Here is a 22,820-nt window from a genome sequence, read left to right on the forward strand (position 1 = left end):
CGGCCTTCACGCGCTCACGTGGCCAGCGGATCCAGCACCAGCGGCTCGATCTTGCCCTCCAGCATGGCGCCGAGCCCGTGCACCGCGCACACGTCGGGCCGCTCCGCGATGTGCACCGGCATGCCGGTCGCCTGCCGCAGCATCTGGTCCAGCCCCGGGAGCAGCGCGCTGCCGCCGACCATCATGATCCCCCGGTCGGCGAGGTCGGCGACCAGGTCCGGCGGGCAGTCCCGCAGCACCTTGCCGATGCCGTCGAGCACGGCGGTCAGCGGCGTCTGGATGCACTCCCGCACGGCGGCGGTGTCCACCTGCACGGAGCGGGCCAGGCCGGTCGCCACGTCCCGCCCGTGGATCTCGGTGGAGGTGGGCCCGTGCGGGGTGAGCCCGTTCCCCGACAGGGCCAGCTGCAGCGGCCGTACCGACTGGCTCGGCAGCATCAACTCGTGCTCGTGCCGCAGATGCTGCACGATCGCGTTGTCGACGGCCTCGCCGCCGACCGGGATCCGCTCGGCGGTCACGATCGACCCGAGCGACAGCACCGCGACCTGCGTGGCCGCCGCCCCGCACACCAGGACCATCGTCGCCTCGGGCTGCTCCACGGGCAGCCCGCAGCCGACGGCCGCCGCGATGAGCGTGTCGACCAGCTCCACCCGGCGGGCGCCCAGGCCGACCAGGGTCTCCACGGTCGCCCGCTGGGCCAGCGGGTCCGCGTCGTGCGGGGTGCAGGCGGCGGCCCTCAGCCGGGGCTTGCGGCGCAGGCTGCGGCGGATCTTGTCGCCGAGCAGGTGGCGGAGCATGCGCTGCGCCATCTCGATGTCGACGACCGTGCCGCCGGAGACCGGCCGTACGACACGGATGTAGTCGGGGGTGCGGCCCGTCATCTTATCCGCCAGCTCGCCCACTGCGATCAGCGCTCCGGTGCGCGTGTTGACGGCGGCGGCGGACGGCTGGTCGACGACGAGCCCGGCGCCCTTCACATACACCCGCGTCCTCGCCGCGCCCAGGTCGACGCCGAAGTGGCAGCGACGCAGTTGCTCCAGACTGGCGGTCATGGCAGATCCTCCCGAGAGCACAGACCGTGGGCCGCCCGGCGGCGGTCCTCTTCCGCATCGTGCGGCGGTTCCGGCCGGGGCGCCTTTCGAGCGGGGCCGGGCGGGGAACGGCTGAACGGGGGATCCGGGGCGGTCACAGGTCGCGGGCGGCGTCGAGGAGCGGCCGGAGCCCCTGGTGCAGCGAGGCCGCGCCCGCCGCGTGCGCCGCCTGCCGTTCGGCGGTCGTGGCGCAGACCACCAGGCACTCGGCCGGCGCCACGCCCAGCTCGGCGATGGCCCGCAGCACGATGCCGGGGTGGGGCGGCAGCGGGGTGCGGCCGGTGTCGCGGCCGTGGACGCCGCCGTCCAGGCAGTCCAGGAGGCCCCGGCGGCTCAGGTAGGCCGTCGCGGCGTGGGGCGCGGTGTCGGTGAACACGGCGAGCCTCTTCTTGCCGGCGAGCGTGCGGACGACGAGGTCGGCGGCGGGTGAGGGGACCGCGGTGCGGGCCGCGACCTGCTCGGCCGCCGACAGGCGGCGGTGCAGCTCGTGCGCGTGCGGGCCGGCCCCGACGGCCCGGAGCAGGTCGAGGGGGTGGACGCGGTCGCCCTGCGGTGTGACCCGGGCGCCGTGGGGCAGCAGGGGGCGGCCGGCGAGAGCGTCCTTCGGATCCCTGCTCTCGGTGAGGAGCCGGGCGAGGTCCCGCACGGTCTCGGACCTGCCCTCCTCCGTGTAGAGCCGCGTCAGCGTGCCGTCGAACCCGAAGATCACGGCCTGTGCGGCGCGCAAGGCGCGGGCGGCGGAGGTGTCCGAGCGACGGGGCAGCGGGCGGGTCTGGGTGACGCGGGCGGTGAGGGAGACGTCCCAGCGGATCTCGTGACCGGGGACCGCGCACTCGGCCAGCGCCTCCTGGAACGCCGTGTGGGCCTGCGGGTCGCCGGGCGGGTAGTGCAGCGTCAGCTCACGCAAACGGTCCACCACGTGCCGCCGGACGGCCCGGCCGACGTCCTCGGGCGCCCGGTGGACGGCTTGCGCCGGGTCGGTGACCCGCCAGGCCGCCGCGCCGCGCGCGGCGAAGACGGGCAGGCCGTTGACCGCCGGGCCGGTCACGTCCAGTTCCGTGCCGTGTTCGCCGAGGTCGACCGGTGTCGGAGGGACGCGGCGCGGGCCGCCTTCGGGGCGTACGTAGGCGACGGCGGAGGGCAGGCCCCACTCCTTGCTAAGGAGGCCGGACTCGACACGGAGCAGACCTGCCACGGGGCCCGGGTCCCGCGGAAGGTCCTCGCCGCCGGCCCAGGCCGTCCCGGGCCGCGCCTGGAACGTCACGAACAGCCGGACGCCGTCCAACGCCGCGAGCAGCTCGGGGAAGCCGTCCCGGACGACCGCGAGCAGAGCGGGCGTGGCCGGCATGGAGTAGTCGGCCTGCCGCTGGATCAACGGGTAGTGCTCCGGGCGCCAGCCGGCCTCCGCCGCCCAGCGCGTGATCGTGTTCCTCAGCAGCCGGTGGGCCTCCATGCCCTGCGGGCCGTCCGCGAACTCGAAGACGACCCACCCCGGCGCCGCCTCCCCGCGGTCCTCCGGGAACAGACTCTCCGGCACCTCGTCCCGCGGCAGCGGCCGTTCCGCGTCCGGTTCGTCCTCGTCCTGGGCGAGCAGCGACGGCAGGTCCTCCTCCGTGGGGAAGGAGCCGGCGGGCAGCTCGTCCGGGGAGGCCGGGGAGTCGCCGTACCGCGACTCGTCGTACGCCGTGTCCGGGGCCTCCTCGGGCGGGTCGCCGAACTCGTCCCGCAGCTCGGCGCCCAGCGCCAGCAGCTCGGGGCCGCGGCCGCCGGAGAGCTCGTACTCCTCGAACACCTCGAGCGCTTCCTCGATACGGCCCTGGCGGCGCAGGGCGATCAGGTAGAGGCGGCGGAAGTCCTCCCGGGCCGGGTAGGCGTCGACGAGGCCGGCGAGGTCGTCGGCGGCGCGGTCCACCTCGCCCAGGTCGAGGTCGAGTTCGGCGCGGGTGCGGTGCAGGCTGAGGCGGAGCTGGAGCAGACGCGCGCGGGCGATCTGGGCGGCGGGGCCGCGGACGTCCTCGAGCGCGGGCCCGCTCCAGAGGACCAGCGCGGCGGTCAGATGGCCGTGCGCCTTCTCGCGGTCGCCGGTGGCGCGGGCCGCCTCGGCCTGCGCGACCAGTTGCTGGCAGTGCAGCAGGTCGACGTGGTCCGCGCTGGTGTGCAGGGCGTAACCATCGGGCAGTGAGGCCAGAACCCCGGGGCCCAGCGCGTTGCGCAGCCGGGAGGCGTAGGTACCGAGCAGGGCGATGGCACGTGCCGGGGCCCGCTCGCCCCAGATGCCTTCGACGAGCTTCCCGTGCGACACCTTGCGTCCGTGCTGCAGCAGCAGCATGCACAGCATCGCCCGCTCCTGCGGCGAGCCGATGGCGACGGGCCGTGAGGCGCCGCGTGTGACGGTGGGGCGGCCGAAGAGGGCGTAGCGCAGCGGGACGTGGGACGCTCGTGCCACGTCGAGCAACTCGGGATTCTGCAGCAGAGCCGCTCTTCGTCCCCGCTCGGCGGGGTCCCCGGACATGACGTCGGCGAGCGCGGAGCAGTAGGGAGCGCGCAACGCGGACGGCAGTTCGGTGAGCCGGTCGGCGGTGATCCTGTCGCTGACCCGCAAGGGGCCGCCCGACGACAGCCGCCACAGGAGCGCGCCGAGGGCGCCGAGGTCCCTTTCGTACGCTTCCTGTCCTCCGCCCTGCCCGAGGGCGCCCAGCGTCAGCTTCGCCGTCCCGTCGGGCAGGAGCACGACGTGTGCCGTGTCGAGGGCTCCGTGCGCCACGCCCGCCTGGTGCAGGGCGGTCAGGGCCCGGGAGAGCTGCCGGCCGATCGACACCACGAGGGGCGCCGGGAGGCGGCGGGCCGCCGGTGCGCCGAGGGTGTCGAGTGTGATGCCGTCCAGGTGCTCCGTCGCGACGTACGGCACGTCGTCCCGGACGCCGTGGTCGAGGACGGTGACGACGTTCGGGTCGGTGAGCCGGGCCAGGGCCTGCGCGTCCCGCAGGAAGGACCGGCGGTGCTCCGCGGTGACCGGCTCCGGGGCGAACCGCACCATGACCTGCCGGTCCGTCTGCGTGTCGTGCGCCTGCCACAGCGAGCCGCCCGGCCGTACCTGCCTCAGCAGCCGGTACCGCTCTCCCGAGCCCACCGGCACCGTCCCCGTCAGCCGCCGCACGCTCTCCTGACTGACCGTCGCGAACGCCTCCGGCTCCGCCCCGGTCTCCGTCCCGCCGGGCGCCGGGGTCGACGCCACGAACTCGCCCGGGGCCCGGCCCGCCCGGGTGTCGATCAGGCCGCCCACCCGCTCCAGGAGGTCCGTGGTGCGGCTGCGGGCGGTGCGGGGCAGGGCGCGCAGGAGGAGGTCGCGGACGCCGGGGCGGAAGGCGTACGAGCCCGGTGGGCCGGGGACGGTCGTCAGCAGGCCGCTCAGGATCAGCTCGGCCAGGTGCTGGGGGCGCGGTTCGGGTTCCAGCGCCGCCTGGACCAGCCGCATCACCGGCAGGTCCGGGCGCCCGACGGCGACGTGCCCGGCCAGCCGGAACGCCTCCGGTGACGCGGTCCCGCGGAAGCGGAGGACCAGTTCCTCGGGGGTGAGGAGGGCGAGGTCCGTGCGGTCGTCCGGCGGCGGCGGGGCGCTGCCCAGGCGGGCCACCGCCGCCGGGTGGTCCGTGCCCCCGGTGGACGCGATGAGCGCCGCCCAGTTCGCCAGCCAGTCCGGCTCCGGTTCCAGGACCGGGAGCGGGACGGTGTCCGCGGCTGCCGCGTCGGTCCCGTCCGTGCCGTCCTCCGTCCCGTCTTCCGGCGCGTCGTACGGGGTGAACCGCAGCGACGCAGTGGGCGCCGCCGGGTGCGGGGCAGACAGGCGGCCCGGCGTCGTCGGCAGCGCGGTGTCCCGCCACAGGTGTTCGGGCAACGGCTGGACGAGGGCGAGCGGCAGGCGCCGCGCCCAGCGGCGCAGTGTGGCGTACCAGCGGTCGGCCGCCGGGCCCTTGCGCCACTGCGGGCCCATGCAGTCGCTGACCAGCAGGATGACGGTGCGGCCGTCGGCGGGCGTATGCGCGGCGTGGCCGTGGACGCTGCCGTCGGGGCCGGCGGGGTGCAGGGTGACCGTGCGGAAGACGCCGGACTGGGCGAGCGCGGTATGCAGTTCGCTGATCAGGGGGCGCCAGACGGGCATGGTGGGGCCCGTGTCGTGGACGACGTGCAGGCGCAGCCAGCGTTCCCGTGCCGGGCGCATGACCGGCAGCCACCACTCGGGGTCCGCGCCCAGCCGGGCGATGCGCTCGGCGGTGGCCCGCTCGTCCAGTTCCCGGCCGGCGGGCGCGTCGGTGCGGCGTTTGAGGGGGCGCAGGGCGCGTTGCAGGCCGAGCGGGTGGCGCAGCATCGGCGGCGCGGGGGCGAGGAGGGAGGCGTGCCGGGGGCCGCCGGGGTGGTGGGGGGCGGGTGACGGGAGGTGGAGTGGGGCGCGGGGCGGGGTGCCGGGCTCCTCGGGCCGGGGCTGGGGTGGTTCCGGCTCCTCCTGTGGGGGTTCCTGTTGCTCCTGCTGCGGCTCGGGTGGTTCGTGGTGCTCGCGGTGCGGTTCGGGTGCCTCTCCGTCCGGCTCGGATTCCTCCCCGTCCGCCTCGCGTCCGCCCCCGTCCGGCCCGGGCTCCCCCTCTCCCGGTACGGGCTCCATGTGCCCCGCCAGCCACAGCAGTTCCGCCAGTTCGCGCGGGGTCGGGCGGGTGCCCGAGGGGGATGCACCGGCCAGCGCGTCGGCCAGGCGCGTGAGCGGGTCGTCAGAACGCATCGGCCTGCGGGGTCCGGCCGAGGTACGGCATGAGCTGTTCGGCGAGCTGGTCCAGGGACTCGGCGTCCAGGTCGGAGGCGCGGGCGAGGTAGATCGCGTTCAGCAGCTGGTCGGTGGCCAGCTTGCCGCCGCCGACCCGGGACAGGAACCGCTCGATGAGCCGCTGGGCGTGGTCGTCGGGGTCGCCGAGGTGGGCGCGGACGATCTCGGCGAGCTGCCGGTCGTCCGGCTGGCGCAGCCGCAGGGTGACGCAGCGGCGCAGGAACGCGGGCGGGAACTCGCGTTCGCCGTTGCTGGTGAGCACGACGAACGGGAAGGCGCGGCAGCGGACCCGGCCCCGTTCGACCGGCACCCGCTCGTCGGTGCCGTCGGCCAGCACCTCCGCGACGGGCGTGTGGCGGGCGGCGCGCACCAGTTCGGGGATCTCGTACTGGCCCTCCTCCAGGACGTTCAGCAGGTCGTTGGGGAGGTCGAGGTCGCTCTTGTCGATCTCGTCGATCAGCAGGGCGCGCGGGCAGCTGTGGGGGAGCAGGGCGGTGCCCAGCGGGCCAAGGCGCAGGTGGTTCTCGACGCCGTTCTCGACGCGTGACTCGCCCGCGCCGGTCAGGGCCTGCCGGGCCGCGTACAGGCGGGAGAGCGGGTCGTACTGGTAGAGGCCGTCGTGCAGGGTGCTGCGGCTGGTGATGTTCCAGCGCAGCACCGGGCCCAGCCGCAGTTCGCGGGCCACCGCGTACGCCAGCGAGGACTTGCCGGTGCCGGGCGGGCCGGTCACCAGCAGCGGGCGGCGCAGGTAGAGGGCGGCGTTGACCAGCTGCACGGTCTCGGGGGTGGCCTGGTAGGTCTCCGCGCGGTGGGTGCGGTCGGGGGAGCCGGCCGAGGCATCGTCGGCGTCGGACGGCGGGTCGAGGACCGGGCCGCCGTCGAAGGCCCGCCACGGCGGCGGCGGGGGCAGTTCGAGGATGCCGTCGTGCGGCTCGTTCGTGCCGGTGTAGACGGGCCACAGGGGCATTGCGGGTCCTTCTCCGTGAGGGCTCAGGCGACGGGTGCGACGGGCGAGTGCAGGCATGCGGCCGGCTCGGGGAAGCAGCGCGGGTCGTCCCACATCAGCTGCAGGTCGCGCGCCCAGTGCCGGTCCGGTTCGTCGGCGGCCTCGGCGGTGTCGCGCAGGGCGCGGACGTGCCGGGGGAGGTCGGCGGGCGGCACGCCGGTGACGAACTCGGCGAGTTCGTCGAGGAACGCGCCGCCCCCGCAGGGGCCGTCGTGGCCGATGCCGGGGCAGCCGGTGCGGGACCACAGCAGGACGGGGACGGGCACGTTGAGACCGGCTTCGAAGTGGGGGAGCGCGGCGGTGGGCGGCACGGTGTACGCGGCCATCGCGGCGTCGTGGTCGCGGAGCCGTTTGCGCAGGCTCGGCGGGCGTTCCGGGGTGCCGCAGGCGACGCGGTGCAGGGTGGCCCCACCGGTGTCGAGCTTCTGCCACTTCTTGGCGAGCTGGTGGCGCAGCCGCCCGCTGCGGTGCCGGGCGCGGTCGGCGACGACGAGGGGGTAGGCGCAGCCCAGCGGGGTGGGGTCGTCGGGGCTGCACTCCCAGCGGGCGACCGGCTCGTTCAGCCACTCCCTCGGCAGGACGAAGGTGATCAGTTCGTCGGCGTCGGGCGCGAGCTGGGTGAACGCCTCGTCGATTCGTTCCTGCACGTAGGCGCGGACGCCGGTGCGGGGCAGGCGGCGGGCTCCGACCGGGCGGCGATGGCCGTCGCGGTAGGCGGAGACCTCGACGGTGACCCGGTCGGCGCCGGCGCCGCTGTGCTCGATCTCCACGACGATCGGCGACCAGGCGGCCGCCCCGGAGTCCCCCGCCCGGTCGCCGATCAGGCCGGCCAGGCGGTCCGCGAACCGGGTCACCGCCTCCTCCTCCGGCACCTCGAACTGCACGTAGGCGGCGGCACGTTCCAGGGTGGGGAAGCCGCCCTCGGGCAGCGGCGGCCCGAAGGGGCCCACGGCGTCCACGTACAGCTGGTCGGGCCGGCAGGTCAGGCGGGCCCGCTCGGCCTGCCGCACCAGCGCGTACAGGCGGCGCCGTTCCTCCGCGTGATGGCCGGGGGTGGGCACCAGCTCGCCCAGTTCGCCCCAGTAGCGGGCCATCACCTCGGTGGGCAGCATCCGGCCGACCCGTACGTCGGGCGAGCCGGCGATCGCGGAGACCATCCCGACGACCGTGCCGTCGGCGAGCGTCACCGCCGCCCCGCTGAACCCGGCGGCGAGCGGCTGCCCGTGCGCGCTGACGGCCTCCAGCTGGACCCACTCGTCGGAGATCAGCGGCCCGGGCAGCGCCCGGTAGACGGCGAGCATGCCCTCGTCGTACCCCTTGGGGAAGCCGTACGCCACCAGCTCGGGCCGGCCCTGCTCGGCGCCCGGCGGGGCGAACGCGGCCGGGGTCAGCGGCACCTCCCGGGACAGTTCCAGCACGGCGAGGTCGCCGGGGTCGGCGGCGCCGCCCCGCCAGCCGCCGTGGACGGTGACGGTGGCGCGGACACCGCCCAGGTCCCGGCGGCCCGGGAACGTCACGGTGATGTCCGCCGTGTCGCTGAACCGTACGACGTGCGCGCAGGTGAGCACCCGGCGCGCGGACACCAGGAAGCCCGCGCCGACTTCCCTCCCGCACACGATCCGGGCGTGCCAGGCGGACTTGCTCATGCGCGCTCGGCGGCGGCCTGTCCCGGCCGCCAGCCCAGTCTGACGACGAGATGGCCCTCCGCCGCGCCCTTGGCGATCACCGCCCCGGTCTCGGCGCTCAGCTTCACCCCGAACTCCAGCTCCACGGAGTCCGGTTTGAGGGCGCCGTCCCGGAACACCCGCAGCGCGGACTCGGCCGCCGCGCGCACTCCGCCGAGCGCGCTCTCGAAGGTGCGGGCGGCCTGCGCCGGCTGTCCGTCGCCGCGCGAGACCAGCCGGGCGCCGGACTCGTCGTCGACGGCTTCCACGATGATCAGTGCGCCGTCCTCGGTCTTGAACTCCACCAGGCCGTCCATGCGCCGTTCACTCCCCCGTGTGCTGCGTGACCTCGACGAACTCCATTGTGGCGGAGGGTGCTTGCCGCTGTCCCGGCTTCCGCCGGGGGTACCGCGCCCCGTTGGCGGAAACCCGCCACAGCGCGAACCCGCCACGTCCGGCCAACTCCCCCGCAACACAAGCCCCCTGACACTCGTCCCACCACTCGACCGAGAGAGGCTTGGGATGATCAGAGGACCAGTCGGACGCGGGGCGATCCTCCTGTCGGCGGGGCTCGTGCTGCCGCTGCTGCCGGTCGCGCAGGCGGGCGCGGCGGACAGGGCGGACACGACGGCGAAGGCCCCGGCGGCCACCCGGACGGCGAGCGCCGCCCGGACCGTCACCCTCGTCACCGGGGACAAGGTGACCGTCACCGACCTGGGCGGCGGAAAGCAGACCGTCGAGGTGGAACGGCCGAGGGGCGCCACCGGCGCGGTGCGCACGCAGACCGCGAACGGCACCGTCACCGTCGTACCGGACGAGGCGCTGCCGTATCTGCGCGCCGGGACGCTCGACGAACGGCTCTTCGACGTCGGCGAGCTGATACGGCAGGGCTTCGCCGACGACCGCACGGGCGAGCTGCCGCTGATCGTGACGTACGACAAGGGCGCGCGGACCGCCACCCCGCGCGGCGCCGAGCGGACCCGCGCGCTCCCCTCCGTGCGCGGTGCCGCCGTGACGGCGGACAAGGGCCGGGAGTTCTGGCAGGCGGTCACCCGGAAGTCCACCGGGATCGACGGCGTCTGGCTGGACGGGCGGGTCACCGCCGACATGGCCGAAAGCAACGCCCAGATCGGCACGCCGGCCGCCTGGGAGGCAGGGCTCACCGGCAAGGGCGTCACCGTCGCCGTCCTCGACACGGGCGTCGACGCGGACCACCCCGACCTGGCCGGGCGGGTCTCGGCGAGCCGGAGCTTCATCGAGGGCGAGGAGGTCGCCGACCGCAACGGGCACGGCACGCACGTCGCCTCCACGGTCGGCGGCAGCGGCGCCGCCTCCGACGGCAAGGAGCAGGGCGTCGCGCCCGGCGCCACCCTCGCCGTCGGCAAGGTGCTCGGCGACCAGGGCTCGGGCAGCGAGTCGCAGATCATCGCCGGGATGGAGTGGGCGGCCCGCGAGGCCGGCGCCGACATCGTCTCCATGAGCCTCGGCTCCACCGAGCCCAGCGACGGCACCGACCCCATGGCGCGGGCCGTGAACACCCTCTCCGAGGAGACCGGCGCCCTGTTCGTCATCGCCGCCGGCAACACCGGCGCGCCCTCCTCGATCGGCTCGCCCGGCGCCGCCGACGCGGCCCTCACCATCGGCGCGGTCGACTCCGCCGACACGGCCGCCTACTTCACCAGCGCCGGACCCCGGTACGGCGACAACGCCCTCAAGCCGGACCTGTCCGCCCCCGGCGTGGACATCCTCGCCGCCCGCTCCTCGCTGAGCGGTGGCACCGGGGCCTACACCTCCATGAGCGGTACGTCGATGGCGACCCCGCACGTCGCGGGCGTGGCCGCGCTCCTCGCCGAGCGGCACCCCGACTGGACGGGCGCCCGGCTCAAGGACGCGCTGATGTCGACGTCCACACCGCTGGACGCCTCCGCGTACACGCTGGGCGCGGGCCGGGTCAGCGTGCCGGACGCGGTGGAGGCGCGGGTGACCGCGACGGGCAGCGTGGACTTCGGCTTCCACAGCTGGCCCTACGAGGAGAACCAGCCGGTGACGAAGACCGTCACCTACGCCAACTCCTCCGACGAGCCGGTCGAGCTGAGCCTTTCCGTCGAGGGCGGCGACGGGATCGTCACCCTCGCCGACCCCACCCTCACCGTCCCCGCGCACGGCACCGCCGCCACCACCGTGACCGGCGACGGGTCTAAGGCGCCGGTCGGGAACACCAGCGGGCGGATCGTGGCCGCCGTCGCCGGCAGCCCGGTCGCGCACACCGCTTTCGGGCTGGTGAAGGAGGAGGAGCGGTACACGCTCACGGTGCACGTCAAGGACCGCGACGGCGCGCCCTCCGCCGCCGACCTCGTCGTCCAGCGGCTCGCCGAGCGCACCGACCCCGTCCCGGCGCACGTCGGCGGCTCCGGCACGCTGAAGCTGCGGCTGGCCCCCGGCACCTACAGCCTGACCTCCTTCCTCGACGTGCGCGGCAGCCACGGCACCGACTCGCTCGGCCTGGGCTTCCTCGCGGCACCGGAGATCACCCTCGACCGGGACACGGAGGTCACCCTCGACGGCCGTGAGCTGCGGGAGATCAAGGCCGACGTCGGCCGGCGCACCGAGCGACGGCAGCTGATCATGGAGTACGACCGCACCGCGGGCGGCGCCGACCTGTTCGGCGCGGTGATGGTGCCGGTGAAGTACGACAGCGTCTTCGCCGCGCCGACCCGGAAGGTCACCCAGGGCGGCTTCGAGTACCGGACCGTGTGGCGACTGGGCAAGCCGCTGCTGGAGGTGAAGGGCGTCGGCGAGGCGGTGGCCCAGCCCGGCGGCACGCTGACCGAGGGCCGCACCCGCCTGCCGCTGGTGGACGTCGGGGACGGCCCGTTCACCGGCGTACGGGGCAAGGCGGCGCTGGCCGAGCTGACCGACGGCACCGACCCGGCCGCGCTCGCCCAGGCCGCCGCGGACGCGGGCGTGAAGGCGCTGTTCGTGACGGACGACGCGCCGGGCCGACTGAACGCCTGGTGGGGTTCCGACGACGGCACGGACCGGGCGTTCCCGATCGGCACCGTCGACGCGGCCGACGCGGCCCGGCTGCGGAAGGCCGGGAAGGTCGACATGACCGGCACGCGGAACACGCCGTACGTGTACGACCTGTCGAAGGGCTACCCGGGCGCCGTCCCGGACCGCGACCTGACCTTCGCGCCGGACGACCTGGCGGCCGTACGGACGAGGTTCCACGCGGCGGAGCCCGCCTCCGGCGGCGAGTTCCGCTACTCGATCACCGACACCTTTCCCATCGGCCTGGGCTTCAAGGAGCGCGTCGACTTCCCGGCCGAGCGCACCGACTACGTCTCCACCGAACCGGGACAGCTGTGGCACGAGTCCGTCGACCTCGGTGACGCGCTGGAGGAGCGCGGCGGGCTCGTCGGCTACCGGGGCGGCACGCGGCCCACGCTGAACTGGTTCAAGCCGGTCTGGCACCCCTGGCTCGGCACCGGCCTCGGCTGGGGCCAGCAGCGCGCCGGCGACCGGCTCCAGTTCAACACCCCCGGCTGGGGCGACTCCGGGCCCGACCACACCGGCTTCGGCAACGTGTGGAGCGACGAGAGCGGCATGTCCCAGACGACGGCGGTGTACCTGGACGGCGAACTCGTCGACCGGCGCACCAGTTCCGCCGTGTACGTCTCGGACGCGCCCGCCGAGGAGCGCACCTACAAGGTCGTCACCGACACCGCGCTCGACCCGGCGCGCTGGAAGCAGGCGACGAAGGGCCACACCGAGTGGACGTTCCGCTCGGCGCGGACGCCCGCGGACCGGTACACCTTCCTGCCGCTGATCAATCTCGGCTTCGACGTCGGCACCGACCTCGCGGGCCGGGTGGGTGACGGGCGGCTGCCGGTCGGGCTGTACGCCGAGTACGTGGTGGGCGCCCCGGACACCGGGACGCTTGGCGGCGGCACGCTCGAAGTGTCGTACGACGACGGCGAGTCGTGGCGGAAGGTGCCGCTCACCGGTGACGGACCGGCCGCCTGGCGCGGGACGCTGAACGTGCCGGACGACGCCGAGTACGTCTCGCTGCGGGCGTCGGCACGCGACGACCGGGGCGGCAAGGTGGTCCAGGAGATCGTCCGGGCCGTCGGCGTGCGCTGACACGCGGACGGCGCCGCCTCCCTGGGACGGGGAGGCGGCGCCGTCTGTCGTTCTCCCGGACCGTCAGGCCAGCCGGCCGACGAAGTGGACGAGACCGGCGAGGATGTCGGTGAGAAGGTTCATGATCGTGCTTTCTCCTTGCGGTGATGCATGTGGGACCTGCGCGTTCCTGCTTCCGCTACGGTCTGCAGCCAGTCGCTCGCGCACCGTAAGTATCGTCGGTCACGCAGGCCTCATGCGATCTCAGGAGCGACGATCACCTGTTCCAGGGAACAACTGCTCGCCTGTTCGGACCCGGGCGACCCCGAGCCGCTCCAAGTCCTGTGGGCGGATGAGGAGTTGGTCCGCCGTCGCCTCGACCTCCGCCGCCGGCCGCTTGAGGATCGCGGCCGCCAGTTCCGGCGCGATCACGGAGAAGTAGCTGTCCGGAGTGGCCCAGGTGTTGCCGGGCGCCGCCAGCGCCAGCGCGCCGCCCGAACCGCCCTCCCCGATCACCAGCGTGGTGACCGGCGTACGGGCCGCCGCCACCGCCCCGAACAACTCGGCGATCGCCGCCCCCGCACCCTGCCGCTCCGCCTCCGCGTCGTTGGCGGCGCCCGGCGTGTCCACCAGCGTCAGCACCGGGATGCCCAGCCGGTCCGCGAGCCGGATCAGCCGGGTGGCGGTGCGGTACCCGGCGGGCCGGGTGGCCGTGCCGGTCTGGGCGGCGTAGGCGACGGTACGGCCCGCGTGCTCGCCGAACCCGCACAGCATGCCGTCGTCCGAGCCGCCGCAGCGATCGCCGCTGATCGCCACCCGGTCGGAGAAGTAGGCGTCCAGATAGCGGCCGGCGCGCGGGCGGCGGGACGCGCGGGCACGCAGCACGGCGTCCCAGCCCGTGGCCGGCAGATCGGTGGCGCCGAGCGGCGGCGGCGGGGGAGCGGGCTCGGCGGACGGTGCCGTCAGCAGCCGCAGCCAGCGCCCCAGCGTCACCCGCAGCTCCTCGGGCGCCACCACCGCGTCGGCGGCGCCCGCCGCGACCTGCGCCTGAGCCGTGTACGCCGCCGGGTCGGCGTCCGCCGGGCGCACCCGGGAACCCGCGAACCCCACCTGGGCGCCCGGCAGGGCGAGCACCACGTCCGCGCCCGCGCCGAGCGTCGCCCAGCCGCCGCCGGTGGTCGGGTCGCGCAGCACCGCGATCTGCGGCAGCCCGGCCTCGCGGGTGAGCACCGACTGGCGGGCCACCCGCTGGAGCTGGGTGAGCGCGAGCATGCCCTCCTGCATACGGCTGCCGCCGGTGGCGACGAGCGGGACGACGGGCAGCCGCCGCTCCCGCGCGTACGTGTACGCGGCCTCCAGCCGGTCGCCGGTGCGCTCGCCGAGCGATCCGCCGAGGAAGCCGAACTCGAAGGCGATCAGCACGGCCCGCGTGCCCTCGACGGAGGCGGTGCCGCACACCACGGACTCCTCCTCGCCGGTGCGCTCGGCGGCGCGGGCCCGGGAGGCGTCGTAACCACGCCAGCCGAGCGGCCCGTCGGGCCGCGAGTCCCTGACGGGCGACGGCAGTTCCCGGAAGTCGTCGGTGACGAGAGCTATGGCCGCGCGGGCGCTCGGACGACGCTCAGCCACGGCCCAGCGCCCGCTTCATGATCTTCCCCATGTCGTTGCGGGGCAGGACGTCGAGGTGGTGCAGGACCCGGGGCCGCTTGTGCGGGGCGAGCCGCCGTGCCACATGACCGGCCAACTCCTCCAGGGTCGGCGGCCGTTCGCCGTCGGTGGGCACGATCCAGGCGACGATCCGCTCCCCCAGATCCGGGTCGGGCTCCCCGGTGACGGCGGCCTCCCGCACCCCCGGATGTTCGAGCAGCGCGTTCTCGATCTCCCCGGCGCCGATCTTGTACCCGCCGCTCTTGATCAGATCGGTGGCCTTGCGCCCCACGATCCGCACATAGCCGTCCGGATCCCGCACCGCCATGTCCCCGGTGCGGAACCAGCCGTCGGCGGTGAAGGCGGCGGCGGTCGCGTCCGCCCGGTTCAGATACTCGGTGAACAGATTCCGGCCCCGCACCTGGATCTCCCCGACGGTCTCCCCGTCGTACGCCGTGACCGGCGACCCGTCCTCCTCCACCAGCCGCAGCTCCACCCCCGGCAGCGGCACCCCCACCGTCCCGGCGCGGGCCTCGCCGTCGGCGCGGACGCTGGTGTTCATCAGCGTCTCCGTCATGCCGTACCGCTCGATCACCCGCCGCCCCGTCGCCGCCGTGATCCGCTCGTGGTCGTGCACCGGCAGCGCCGCCGACCCGGAGACCAGCAGCCGGGCACCGCTCAGCGCCTTCACCAGCTCCGGCTCACCGGGCAGCGCCTCCGCGATCCGGTGGTACATCGTCGGCACCCCGAACAGCATGGTCGCGCCACCGTTCAGCTCGGCCGCCACCCCCTCGGTCGAGAACCGCCCGAGATGCCGCACACTCCCGCCCCGCCGCAGCGGCCCGAGGATCCCGAGCACCAGCCCGTGCACATGGAACAACGGCAGCCCCTGCACCAGCACGTCCTCGCCGGTCCACTGCCAGGCGTCCGCCAGCGCGTCCAGGGTGGCGGCGATCGCCCGGCGCGGGATCACGGCACCCTTGGGCGGACCCGTCGTACCGGACGTGTAGACGATCAACGCGGGAGCCTCGTCGCCGGCGTCCTCCGCCGGCACCCCGCCGACGCCGGACACGTCGACGTCGACGCGCTCCAGCCCGCCGAGACCGGCCGGCAGCTCGTCGCCGGGCGCCGCCAGCACCACGGCGGGCGCGCTGTCACCCAGGATGTGCGCCAGCTCCTTCTCACCCGACTTCGGGTTCAGCGGCACCACCGGCACCCCGGCGAGCAGCGCGCCCACCACCCCGACGGCCGTCTCCAGCACGGGCGTCGCCCACACGGCGACCCGCCCGGCGTGCCGCACGCGTTCGGCCACGGCACCGGCCGCGGCGGCGAGCTGCGCGTACGTCAGGGAACGGGAACCGAACCGCAGGGCGGGACGCGCACCGGCCGCGCCGTCGGCGAGCGCGGGAAAGAGGGAGGTCACGCGGCGTACTCCTTAACAGTCGGGACTGGCTGTCGGGGTCGACATCCCGTTCCTATCAGGCCACCGCCTCCGGCAGGTCCGCGATGCGTTGTTAGCCTGCGCGCGGTCCAGCCGTCGTCCGGGAGGAAACCCGCCGTGTCGCCTCGCATAGCCCTCGTCACCTGCCGCCCCGGCCCAGAGGTGGCCGACGACCGTGACCTGCCGGTGCTGGAACGCGCGTTGCGGGAGGCGGGCGCGGACGTACGGGTGGCCGTATGGGACGACCCGGCCGTCGACTGGTCGGAGCCCGACCTCGTGCTCATCCGGTCCACCTGGGACTACAGCTGGCGGGCCGAGGAGTTCCTGGCCTGGGCGGCGAAGTGCGAGCGGACGACGCGGCTGGCGAACCCGGCGGACGTGGTGCGCTGGAACGCGGACAAGCGGTACCTGGGCGAGCTGGCGGCCGCCGGGGTGCCGACCGTGCCCACCCGGTACCTCGCCCCCGGCGACCCGGCCGACCTGCCCGCCGACCGGGAGTACGTCGTCAAGCCGACCTCGGGGGCGGGCGCGCGGTTCGCGGCCCGCTACACACCGGACGAACGGGACACCGCCGTACGGCAGCTGGCGCGGATGCACGAGGAGGGCTTCACAGCGATGGTGCAGCCGTACGTGCGGGCCATCGACGTCACCGGGGAGCGGGCGCTGCAGTTCTTCGGGGGCCGCCTGCTGCACGCCAGCCGCAAACGGGCCGTACTCGCCCCGGGCACGCCGTACGACGCCCGGAAGGTGGCGCATCCGGGGCTGGAGCCCTGGACCCCGACGGACGCGGAACTCGCGGTCGCCGAGCGGGCCCTGGCCGCCGTACCGAACCCGACCGGGCTGCTGTACGCGCGCGTCGACCTCGTCGACGGGGAGGACGGGCAGCCGGCGGTGATGGAACTGGAGCTGGTCGAGCCGAACCTGTTCCTGGGCCTGCACCCGCGGTCGGTACGGGGCGTGGCGGAGGCGGTGCTGGCCGCGGCGCGCACGTGAAGGGTGCGGCGGAGGAGTCGTTCCTGATGGTGGTCGAGGACGTCTTCTCCCTCCACCAGGACAGGGTGGTCCGGGCGACCGGCCGGATCGAGCGCGGACGGGTCCGGGCAGCCGACGAGCTGGAGATCGTCGGTTCCGGCGACTGCTCGATCACCCGCGTCACCGGCATCGAGGCATGCCCACCACGCTCACCCCTCGACGAGGCGACGGCGGGCATGAACGCCGCACTGCTGCTGCCCGGCACGGCAGGCACCGTCGAGCGGGGACACGTGCTCGCCGCACCGGGCTCGGTCGCAGCACACACCGCCTTCGTCGCGGACATCGCGCTGCTGCCGGAGGAACAGGGCGGTACGGAGCTGTCGACCGGCGACACCCTCGACTTCCACATCCACGCGGGAGCCGTGAGAGGCACGGTGACCTTGCCCGCTCGCCTGGACGCGCTGCGGCCGCTTCACACGGCCGCGGTGACGGTGACGCTCGAACACCCCGTCGCCCTCGAGAACGGCCGGCCCTTCGCCTTCCGCCACCACGGCCGCGCCGCCGGCTCGGGGACGGTGACGCGGCTCCTGCCGTGAGCCTCGGACCGACGGAGCGGTTACGCGCCGGCGGCCTCACCGGCCGGCGCGGGACCGGGACCGGCGGCGTCGGCGAACGGTGGCAGCACGTCGTCGGAGTCGGCGCCGAGCATCCGCAGCGCGGACAGCGCACGGGCCCGGACCGTGGCCTGCGGGTCACGGGTGAGGGCGTGCAGCAGGGCGGCGTCCTCGGGATTCCGCTGCTCGGCCAGCCCGATGACCGCCGCCGGTGTGACGGCAGCCGGATCGGCGCACAGCACCCGGTAGTGCGCGCGCGGATCGGCGCCCGCCGCACGGAGTTCCCGGCACGCTGCCGCGCGGACGGCCCCCGACGGGTCCGCCAGGTGCCGTACCAGCTCGTCGCCGCGGCCGGCGCCCCGCAGCCGTCCGACGGCGACGGAGCGTACGGCGGCGTCCGGCGCGCAGAGCAGGCGGTCCAGGACGGTGTCCCCGTCCGCACCGGCGAGGACGGCCGTGCAACTCTGGCGCCGGATGCGCCGGACCCGGTGTCCGACGGCGAGATCGGCCAGGTCCCGGGCGCGCAGGAGGCCCGCCTCGACGGCGGCGGCGAGCGTGGTGCGGCGTACCTCGTACGAGCGGTCGGCGTTCAGGTGGGCGAGAACCCGCGCCCGTGTGCCGTCGAGGACGGCCGGGCGTCCGGATGCGAGCGCCAGACGTATCACCGTGCGCACCGCGTGCACGCGCACACCTTCGTCGGGATCTCCCTCGGCGACCGCCCAGGCCTGCGTCATGCCGAGTCGACCGTACGCGGCCCCGGCGAGCAACGCCGCTATCCGGGCCTCCCTCTCACTGCTCGACAGCAGGTCCGTCACCGTCTTCTCGGGCAGCCCGCCGAGCCGCCCCAGCACGGCCTCCCGCACCCACGTGCCGTACCGCCGCCGCACGCCCACCAGCGCTGCCAGGGGCGCGAGCCGCCGCAGTACGGCCTCGTCCGCGTCGGCGAGCGCGCGGTCGAGAGCCGTGCGGGCGAGGTCCCTCACCCGCTCGTCGGTGTCCGCGCACCGGATCAGGACGAGCGGCAGCACGGACGCGGGCAGCGCACCGGACTCGGCACGGGCGAGCGCCGCCGCACGGACACGGGCGTCCGCATGACCGAGGCACAGAGCGACCTCGGACTCGGTGGGCGGCAGGCTCCAGGAAGGAGCGCCGGGGCCGGGGCCGCACTCGTGCCAGTACGGGGCCAGGTCCCAGTTCGCGATCTCCCGGTCGTCGAACCAGTGGAAGCCGACCCGGATCCGGCCGTGATGCCTCCAGCCCCTGACCGCGCAGACCGTGCCCGACCACACGGTGGCGTCGAGGCCGATCCAGTCCTCGGCCCGCCCGGCGCCGACCGACGAGTCCACGCCCTTGCCGTGGAGCAGCCGTTCGCCCGGGGTGTGGAGCTGGGTGGGACGGAGTCCGTGCGTCTTCATGGCCGGACTGTAGCCCCGCCGCCCACCGTCCCGACCAGCCATTTTCCGCGGACCGCCCAGCCCTGCCCGGTCGTCGGCAACACACGCGTCCAGACGGGGAATTGAGTAACGGATTGCCCCTGCTATGGTGCGCCGATGTCATCGATCAGGCAGGTCCAAGTCACCTTCGACTGTGCGGAACCGGAGCGTGTCGCCCGCTTCTGGTGCGAGGTGCTGGGGTACGTCGTACCGCCGCCACCGGAGGGCTTCGCCACGTGGGACGAATTCGATCGTTCGCTGCCGCCTGAGCGGCGGGGAGCGGGGTTCTCCTGCAGCGATCCCACCGGGGTGGGCCCGCGGCTGTACTTCCAGCGGGTTCCCGAGGGCAAGGTCGTCAAGAACCGGGTGCATCTCGACGTGCGAGTCGGCACCGGCCTCGTGGGCGAGGAACGCCTCGCCAAGCTCGAAGCCGAGTGCGAACGACTGGTCGCGCTCGGCGCGACACGCGAACGGGTGCTGATCGCCGACGAATACAACGAGTCGTGCATCGTGATGCAGGACATCGAGGGCAACGAGTTCTGCCTCGACTGAGCCTCCTCCGGAACGGCGACACGGGCACCGCCGGGAGCCGGCCGGGACTCACGCCGGCTCCGGCAGGCCCATCAGCGCGAGCCTGGCCGGGTCGGCCACGATCGTGAGCGGGGCGGCATTCCCGGTGACAGACCTCAGTACGGGCCGCCGCGGAAGTACAGGCTGCCGTGGTGGCGTGGGCGGTCGCCGCGTTCGTGGGCCGTGTCGGAGCGGTCGGCCGGGGCCGAGCGGCGGGCGAGGGTCCGGAGGGTCGACAGGCCCGCCAGGACCTCGTCGCGGTGGCTCGCGGACTTCATCCAGGCGGGCAGCCGGGCGAACATGCCCATCGTGGGGGAGGCGCGGCGCTCGCGCAGCCAGGCGCCCACGTAGGCGGTGAGGGCGTCGACGTGTTCCTCGTCGTAGGCCCACAGGATCCGTCCGGCACAGCGGGTCTGAAGCCAGAGCGGCCGCCGGAAGAAAGGGTCCTCGGTGCCGCCGGGCACCGCGCCGACCAGGCCCGCGCCCCGCTGTTCGGCCGTCCGGTCGGCGACCGCGCCGCAGCCGGGGCAGCTGAGACGGCGGGGCTGGAAGAGCAGTTCGCTGAAGTACTTCCGCGGCGGGAGTCCGGGCAGCGGCACGACGAGTGCGCGGCCGCCGCAGCGCGGGCAGACGACGAGGATCCGACCGGTGAACTCGACGAGCCACGTGCCGCGGTCGTGGTGGCGGACCGGCTGGGCATGCGCGGGGCGGGAGTTCATGGCGGACAGCCTGCCAGCCGGACACGCCCCGGGCGACCGGGATTCGGTGGCACCGGTCCAGCCGCGGCGTCGGCGCCGACGCCTGAGCCGATCGGCAGGGGGGCTAGTCCTCCAGCAGCCGCTGGAACAGGCCCCACGTGAACTCCGCCACCGCTTCCCGTCCGTCCGGTCCCGTGAGTACCAGCCCCCAGCGGGTCGGTGCCGTGCCCTGGAGGGGGCGGGCGGGGGCGAAGGCGTGGGCGGCCTCGTCGATGGTGCAGGACCAGGGGGTGAGGTCGGCGAGGGTGCGGAGGGTGGGGGCGGGGGCTCCCGGGGCCCGTACCAGCCACTCGTTCCAGACCGCGCCGCCCTCCCCGACCAGTACCTCGAAGCGCAGGTCCGGCCAGAGCGGCACCGGCCACCGCCAGGCCTCGCACTCCAGGTCGCCGATGCGGCGCGGGGTCCGGGACTCGGGGGTGCCGAGCACGGAGCGGTAGCGGCCGGCCGCCGACCTGGCCCTCGGGGACCGGATCATCGCCTGCCAGCGCTTGTTGGCCTCCCGCATGTCGGTCAGGGAGACGCCGAGGGTGCGGCGGGCGTCCGCGACCAGGTCGGCGTTGTGGTCGGCCATGCGGCGCAGCAGGACCAGCTGGAAGTCGAGGGGGGTGAAGGGGGGCCGCCCGGTACCGCTCATGGGGTGAGTCTCGCAGACGGCTCCGCTTGTGAAGGTCCTGCGGAGTGTCGTGCGAGGAGTCTTCCTCCGGAAAGGGCTCGTGTCCCTCCCGGGTTCCGGCTCAGCGCCGGGACCCGCGGAGGCGGGCGGTGTTTCCGCCGGCGCCCGGTGCGCGGCCGTCCGGGAGGAACAGGACCGAGTTGACGTAGCGGGTGCGCTCGCCCAGGGGCAGGGCGCGGCGGAGGAGGCCGTGGGTGGCGACGTGGGAGGTGACCGCCTGGTGTGCCTCCAGGGGGAAGTCAGGGAGGCGGACCCAGGTGCGCGCCGGCAGGACCCAGCCGTCGTAGCCGAGCAGGGACAGGTAGGTGATCACCGGCTTGATGGGCTGGATGCGGGTCTCCAGTTCCACGAAGACGGCCGGGCGGTCCCGGGTCAGCAGTGCCGTCGCGCCGCGCAGGACCGCCAGCTCGCTGCCGTCCACGTCGACCTTCAGGAAGCCGACGTCCGTGAGCGCCAGGTCGTCCAGGGCCACGCAGTCCACGTCCACGGCGTGGGCGTGGATGTCCCGGCGGAGCAGGGAGGACACGCCTCGCGCACCGGTGTCGTCCGGCGGCAGCCAGAGCCGGGCCGTGCCGGGGCGGTCCGCGGCGGCGGCGCGGACGACCCGGACGTTGGGCGGGGCGGTCGCCGCGAGGAGGTCCGCGAGGTGCGGCACGGGCTCCACGGTCACCACGTGCCGGGCGCGGCGGCTGAGGCGGCGCGTCCAGGGCCCGTACCAGCCGCCGACGTCGACCGCGGTGCCGCAGTCGGGCGGGCACAGGTCGGCGATTCTCGCCAGCTCCGGCTCGAAGCGGGGGTACACCGCGCAGGCGGCCGCCGCGACCAGCCGCGCGGGGAGGAAACGGGCCAGGCGGGCCGCGAGGGTCGTCATGGCGTCATCCGCCTGAGCAGTTCCTCGTGCTCCTCCTCCGACACCTGCTCCCCGGACGACGGCAGCAGCTGCGGTATCCCGTCCACGATCGGGTAGCGGCGGCGCAGTCGCGGGTTGTACAGCGACTCGTCACCCTCATGGGCGTCCTCGGGTACCAGCAGGTGCAGCGGGCCCTTGTCCAGCGGGCACGCCAGGATCTTCATCAGGGGATCGTCGGGGGTCATGGTCACGGTGGCGTCAACTCCTTACGGCGAGCAGTCGGTTGAGGAGCGGCGTCATGCTTCGGCATCGACAGCAGCACGGCGACCGCCAGCCCCGTGCCCGCCAGCCGCAGCGTCAGCCGCAGCGGGTCGTCCGGCAGGGCCTCGCCGAACGAGAGCGTGCCGAGTACGGCGGTGTGGAGGCTGGTCACCGTGGTGCACACCGGCACGATCAGTGAGGCCCGGCAGCGCTGCAGCGCGGCCTGCGACATGACCAGGCCGAACGCGCCGGTGAACAGCAGCAGGTAGGGGTAGGGCGAGCGCAGGACGCCGGTCAGGAAGCCGGGCAGGTCGCTCGGCGTCCAGTAGCCCGACACGCCTTTGATCGCCAGCGAGCTGACCCCGTACAGCAGGCCCACCGCCACGCCGTACTCGACGCCGGTCGTCGGCAGCCGGTGGCGGCGCAGGGCGCGGCGTTCGGCGGAGCGGTACAGCCAGACGCCGGCCGCGAGGGACGGCACGCACAGCAGCAGGAGCAGCGGGTAGGGGGCGGCCCGGCTGACCGTGTCCGTGCCCTCGTCCAGCGACAGCACCACCATCAGCAGCGCGGCGAGGATCGCCCCCAGCGCGTACCGCTCCCGCCCGCTGGTCTCCTCACCGAGCAGCCGCGCCGACAGCAGCACCAGCAGCACGAGCCCGGAGACGAAGATGCCCTGCGCGGCGGCGATCGGCAGGGTGCGGTAGACGACGAGCTGCGCGGCGAACCCGGAGGCCAGCGCGAGCGATCCGGCGATCCACAGGGGGCTGCCGAGCACCAGCCGCAGCAGCCGCGCCGGCTCGCGGACCGTCACCTGCGGCAGCCTGGCCAGGGCCCGTTTCTCCAGTACGAAGCCGCCGCTGTAGAGGACGTTCGCCAGCAGGGCGGCGGCCACTCCCCACCACACG

General features: G+C 74.8%; 17 protein-coding genes. 4 read left to right on the plus strand and 13 right to left on the minus strand.

What is annotated here, in order from left to right:
* Nucleotides 1-14 precede the first annotated feature (14 nt).
* From ACSU6L_RS25265 to ACSU6L_RS25285, 5 genes are all read right to left on the minus strand, one after another.
* A complete protein-coding gene (locus ACSU6L_RS25265; RefSeq protein WP_437060296.1) occupies nt 15-1,052 on the minus strand; it encodes a rod shape-determining protein in 1,038 nt (345 codons plus the stop codon).
* A 133-nt stretch (nt 1,053-1,185) separates the two neighbouring features.
* Nucleotides 1,186-5,862: an SAV_2336 N-terminal domain-related protein gene (locus ACSU6L_RS25270; protein ID WP_437060298.1), complete on the minus strand. Its 4,677-nt coding sequence runs from the start codon at nt 5,860-5,862 to the stop codon at nt 1,186-1,188.
* Nucleotides 5,852-6,871: an AAA family ATPase gene (locus ACSU6L_RS25275; RefSeq protein ID WP_437060300.1), complete on the minus strand. Its 1,020-nt coding sequence runs from the start codon at nt 6,869-6,871 to the stop codon at nt 5,852-5,854. Before ACSU6L_RS25275 ends, ACSU6L_RS25270 begins: the two co-directional genes overlap by 11 nt.
* Nucleotides 6,872-6,894: 23 nt before the next feature.
* On the minus strand, nt 6,895-8,556 hold the full coding sequence (locus tag ACSU6L_RS25280) for a trypsin-like peptidase domain-containing protein (RefSeq protein WP_437060302.1): 1,662 nt from the start codon (nt 8,554-8,556) through the stop codon (nt 6,895-6,897).
* Nucleotides 8,553-8,891 (minus strand): CU044_2847 family protein, encoded by a 339-nt coding sequence (locus ACSU6L_RS25285; RefSeq protein ID WP_437060304.1) that lies wholly within the window; start codon nt 8,889-8,891, stop codon nt 8,553-8,555. Before ACSU6L_RS25285 ends, ACSU6L_RS25280 begins: the two co-directional genes overlap by 4 nt.
* A gap of 205 nt (nt 8,892-9,096) precedes the next feature.
* Here ACSU6L_RS25285 and ACSU6L_RS25290 point away from each other — a divergent pair, with 205 nt between their 5' ends.
* Entirely contained in the window at nt 9,097-12,717 is a 3,621-nt protein-coding gene (locus ACSU6L_RS25290; protein WP_437060306.1) for a S8 family serine peptidase, read from the plus strand.
* 243 nt (nt 12,718-12,960) lie between these two features.
* On the opposite strand, the gene ACSU6L_RS25295 is transcribed toward ACSU6L_RS25290, so the two are convergent.
* Nucleotides 12,961-14,325: a carboxyl transferase domain-containing protein gene (locus ACSU6L_RS25295; RefSeq protein WP_437060308.1), complete on the minus strand. Its 1,365-nt coding sequence runs from the start codon at nt 14,323-14,325 to the stop codon at nt 12,961-12,963.
* Nucleotides 14,318-15,766, minus strand: coding sequence for an acyl-CoA synthetase (locus ACSU6L_RS25300; RefSeq protein WP_437060310.1), 1,449 nt, complete (start codon nt 15,764-15,766; stop codon nt 14,318-14,320). Before ACSU6L_RS25300 ends, ACSU6L_RS25295 begins: the two co-directional genes overlap by 8 nt.
* Before the next feature lie 135 nt (nt 15,767-15,901).
* Between ACSU6L_RS25300 and ACSU6L_RS25305 the strand changes: the two genes are divergently transcribed.
* Nucleotides 15,902-16,777: an ATP-grasp domain-containing protein gene (locus ACSU6L_RS25305; RefSeq protein ID WP_437060312.1), complete on the plus strand. Its 876-nt coding sequence runs from the start codon at nt 15,902-15,904 to the stop codon at nt 16,775-16,777.
* Nucleotides 16,778-16,803: 26 nt separating this feature from the next.
* Nucleotides 16,804-17,352, plus strand: a complete 549-nt coding sequence (locus tag ACSU6L_RS25310) for an EF-Tu/IF-2/RF-3 family GTPase (RefSeq protein ID WP_437060314.1) — start codon at nt 16,804-16,806, stop codon at nt 17,350-17,352.
* A gap of 20 nt (nt 17,353-17,372) precedes the next feature.
* Here the strand turns inward: ACSU6L_RS25310 and ACSU6L_RS25315 are convergent, their stop codons facing one another.
* On the minus strand, nt 17,373-18,785 hold the full coding sequence (locus ACSU6L_RS25315; RefSeq protein ID WP_437060316.1) for a hypothetical protein: 1,413 nt from the start codon (nt 18,783-18,785) through the stop codon (nt 17,373-17,375).
* Between the two features lie 135 nt (nt 18,786-18,920).
* Here ACSU6L_RS25315 and ACSU6L_RS25320 point away from each other — a divergent pair, with 135 nt between their 5' ends.
* Nucleotides 18,921-19,355: a VOC family protein gene (locus ACSU6L_RS25320; protein ID WP_365506104.1), complete on the plus strand. Its 435-nt coding sequence runs from the start codon at nt 18,921-18,923 to the stop codon at nt 19,353-19,355.
* Between the two features lie 134 nt (nt 19,356-19,489).
* Here the strand turns inward: ACSU6L_RS25320 and ACSU6L_RS25325 are convergent, their stop codons facing one another.
* The 5 genes from ACSU6L_RS25325 to ACSU6L_RS25345 all read right to left on the minus strand — a co-directional run bounded on the left by ACSU6L_RS25325 (nt 19,490) and on the right by ACSU6L_RS25345 (nt 22,807).
* Entirely contained in the window at nt 19,490-20,092 is a 603-nt protein-coding gene (locus tag ACSU6L_RS25325) for a hypothetical protein (RefSeq protein ID WP_437060318.1), read from the minus strand.
* A gap of 103 nt (nt 20,093-20,195) precedes the next feature.
* The gene (locus ACSU6L_RS25330; RefSeq protein ID WP_437060320.1) at nt 20,196-20,765 is read right to left on the minus strand and encodes a hypothetical protein; all 570 of its coding nucleotides are present in this window, start codon (nt 20,763-20,765) and stop codon (nt 20,196-20,198) included.
* Between the two features lie 100 nt (nt 20,766-20,865).
* Nucleotides 20,866-21,675, minus strand: coding sequence for an FkbM family methyltransferase (locus ACSU6L_RS25335; RefSeq protein WP_437060322.1), 810 nt, complete (start codon nt 21,673-21,675; stop codon nt 20,866-20,868).
* Nucleotides 21,672-21,899: a Trm112 family protein gene (locus tag ACSU6L_RS25340; protein WP_437065048.1), complete on the minus strand. Its 228-nt coding sequence runs from the start codon at nt 21,897-21,899 to the stop codon at nt 21,672-21,674. The genes ACSU6L_RS25335 and ACSU6L_RS25340 overlap by 4 nt, the downstream gene beginning before the upstream one ends.
* Before the next feature lie 2 nt (nt 21,900-21,901).
* Entirely contained in the window at nt 21,902-22,807 is a 906-nt protein-coding gene (locus ACSU6L_RS25345; protein WP_437065049.1) for a hypothetical protein, read from the minus strand.
* Nucleotides 22,808-22,820 lie beyond the last annotated feature (13 nt).

Origin of the sequence: Streptomyces sp. enrichment culture, from assembly GCF_964272855.1 — a bacterium.
Classification (GTDB): domain Bacteria; phylum Actinomycetota; class Actinomycetes; order Streptomycetales; family Streptomycetaceae; genus Streptomyces.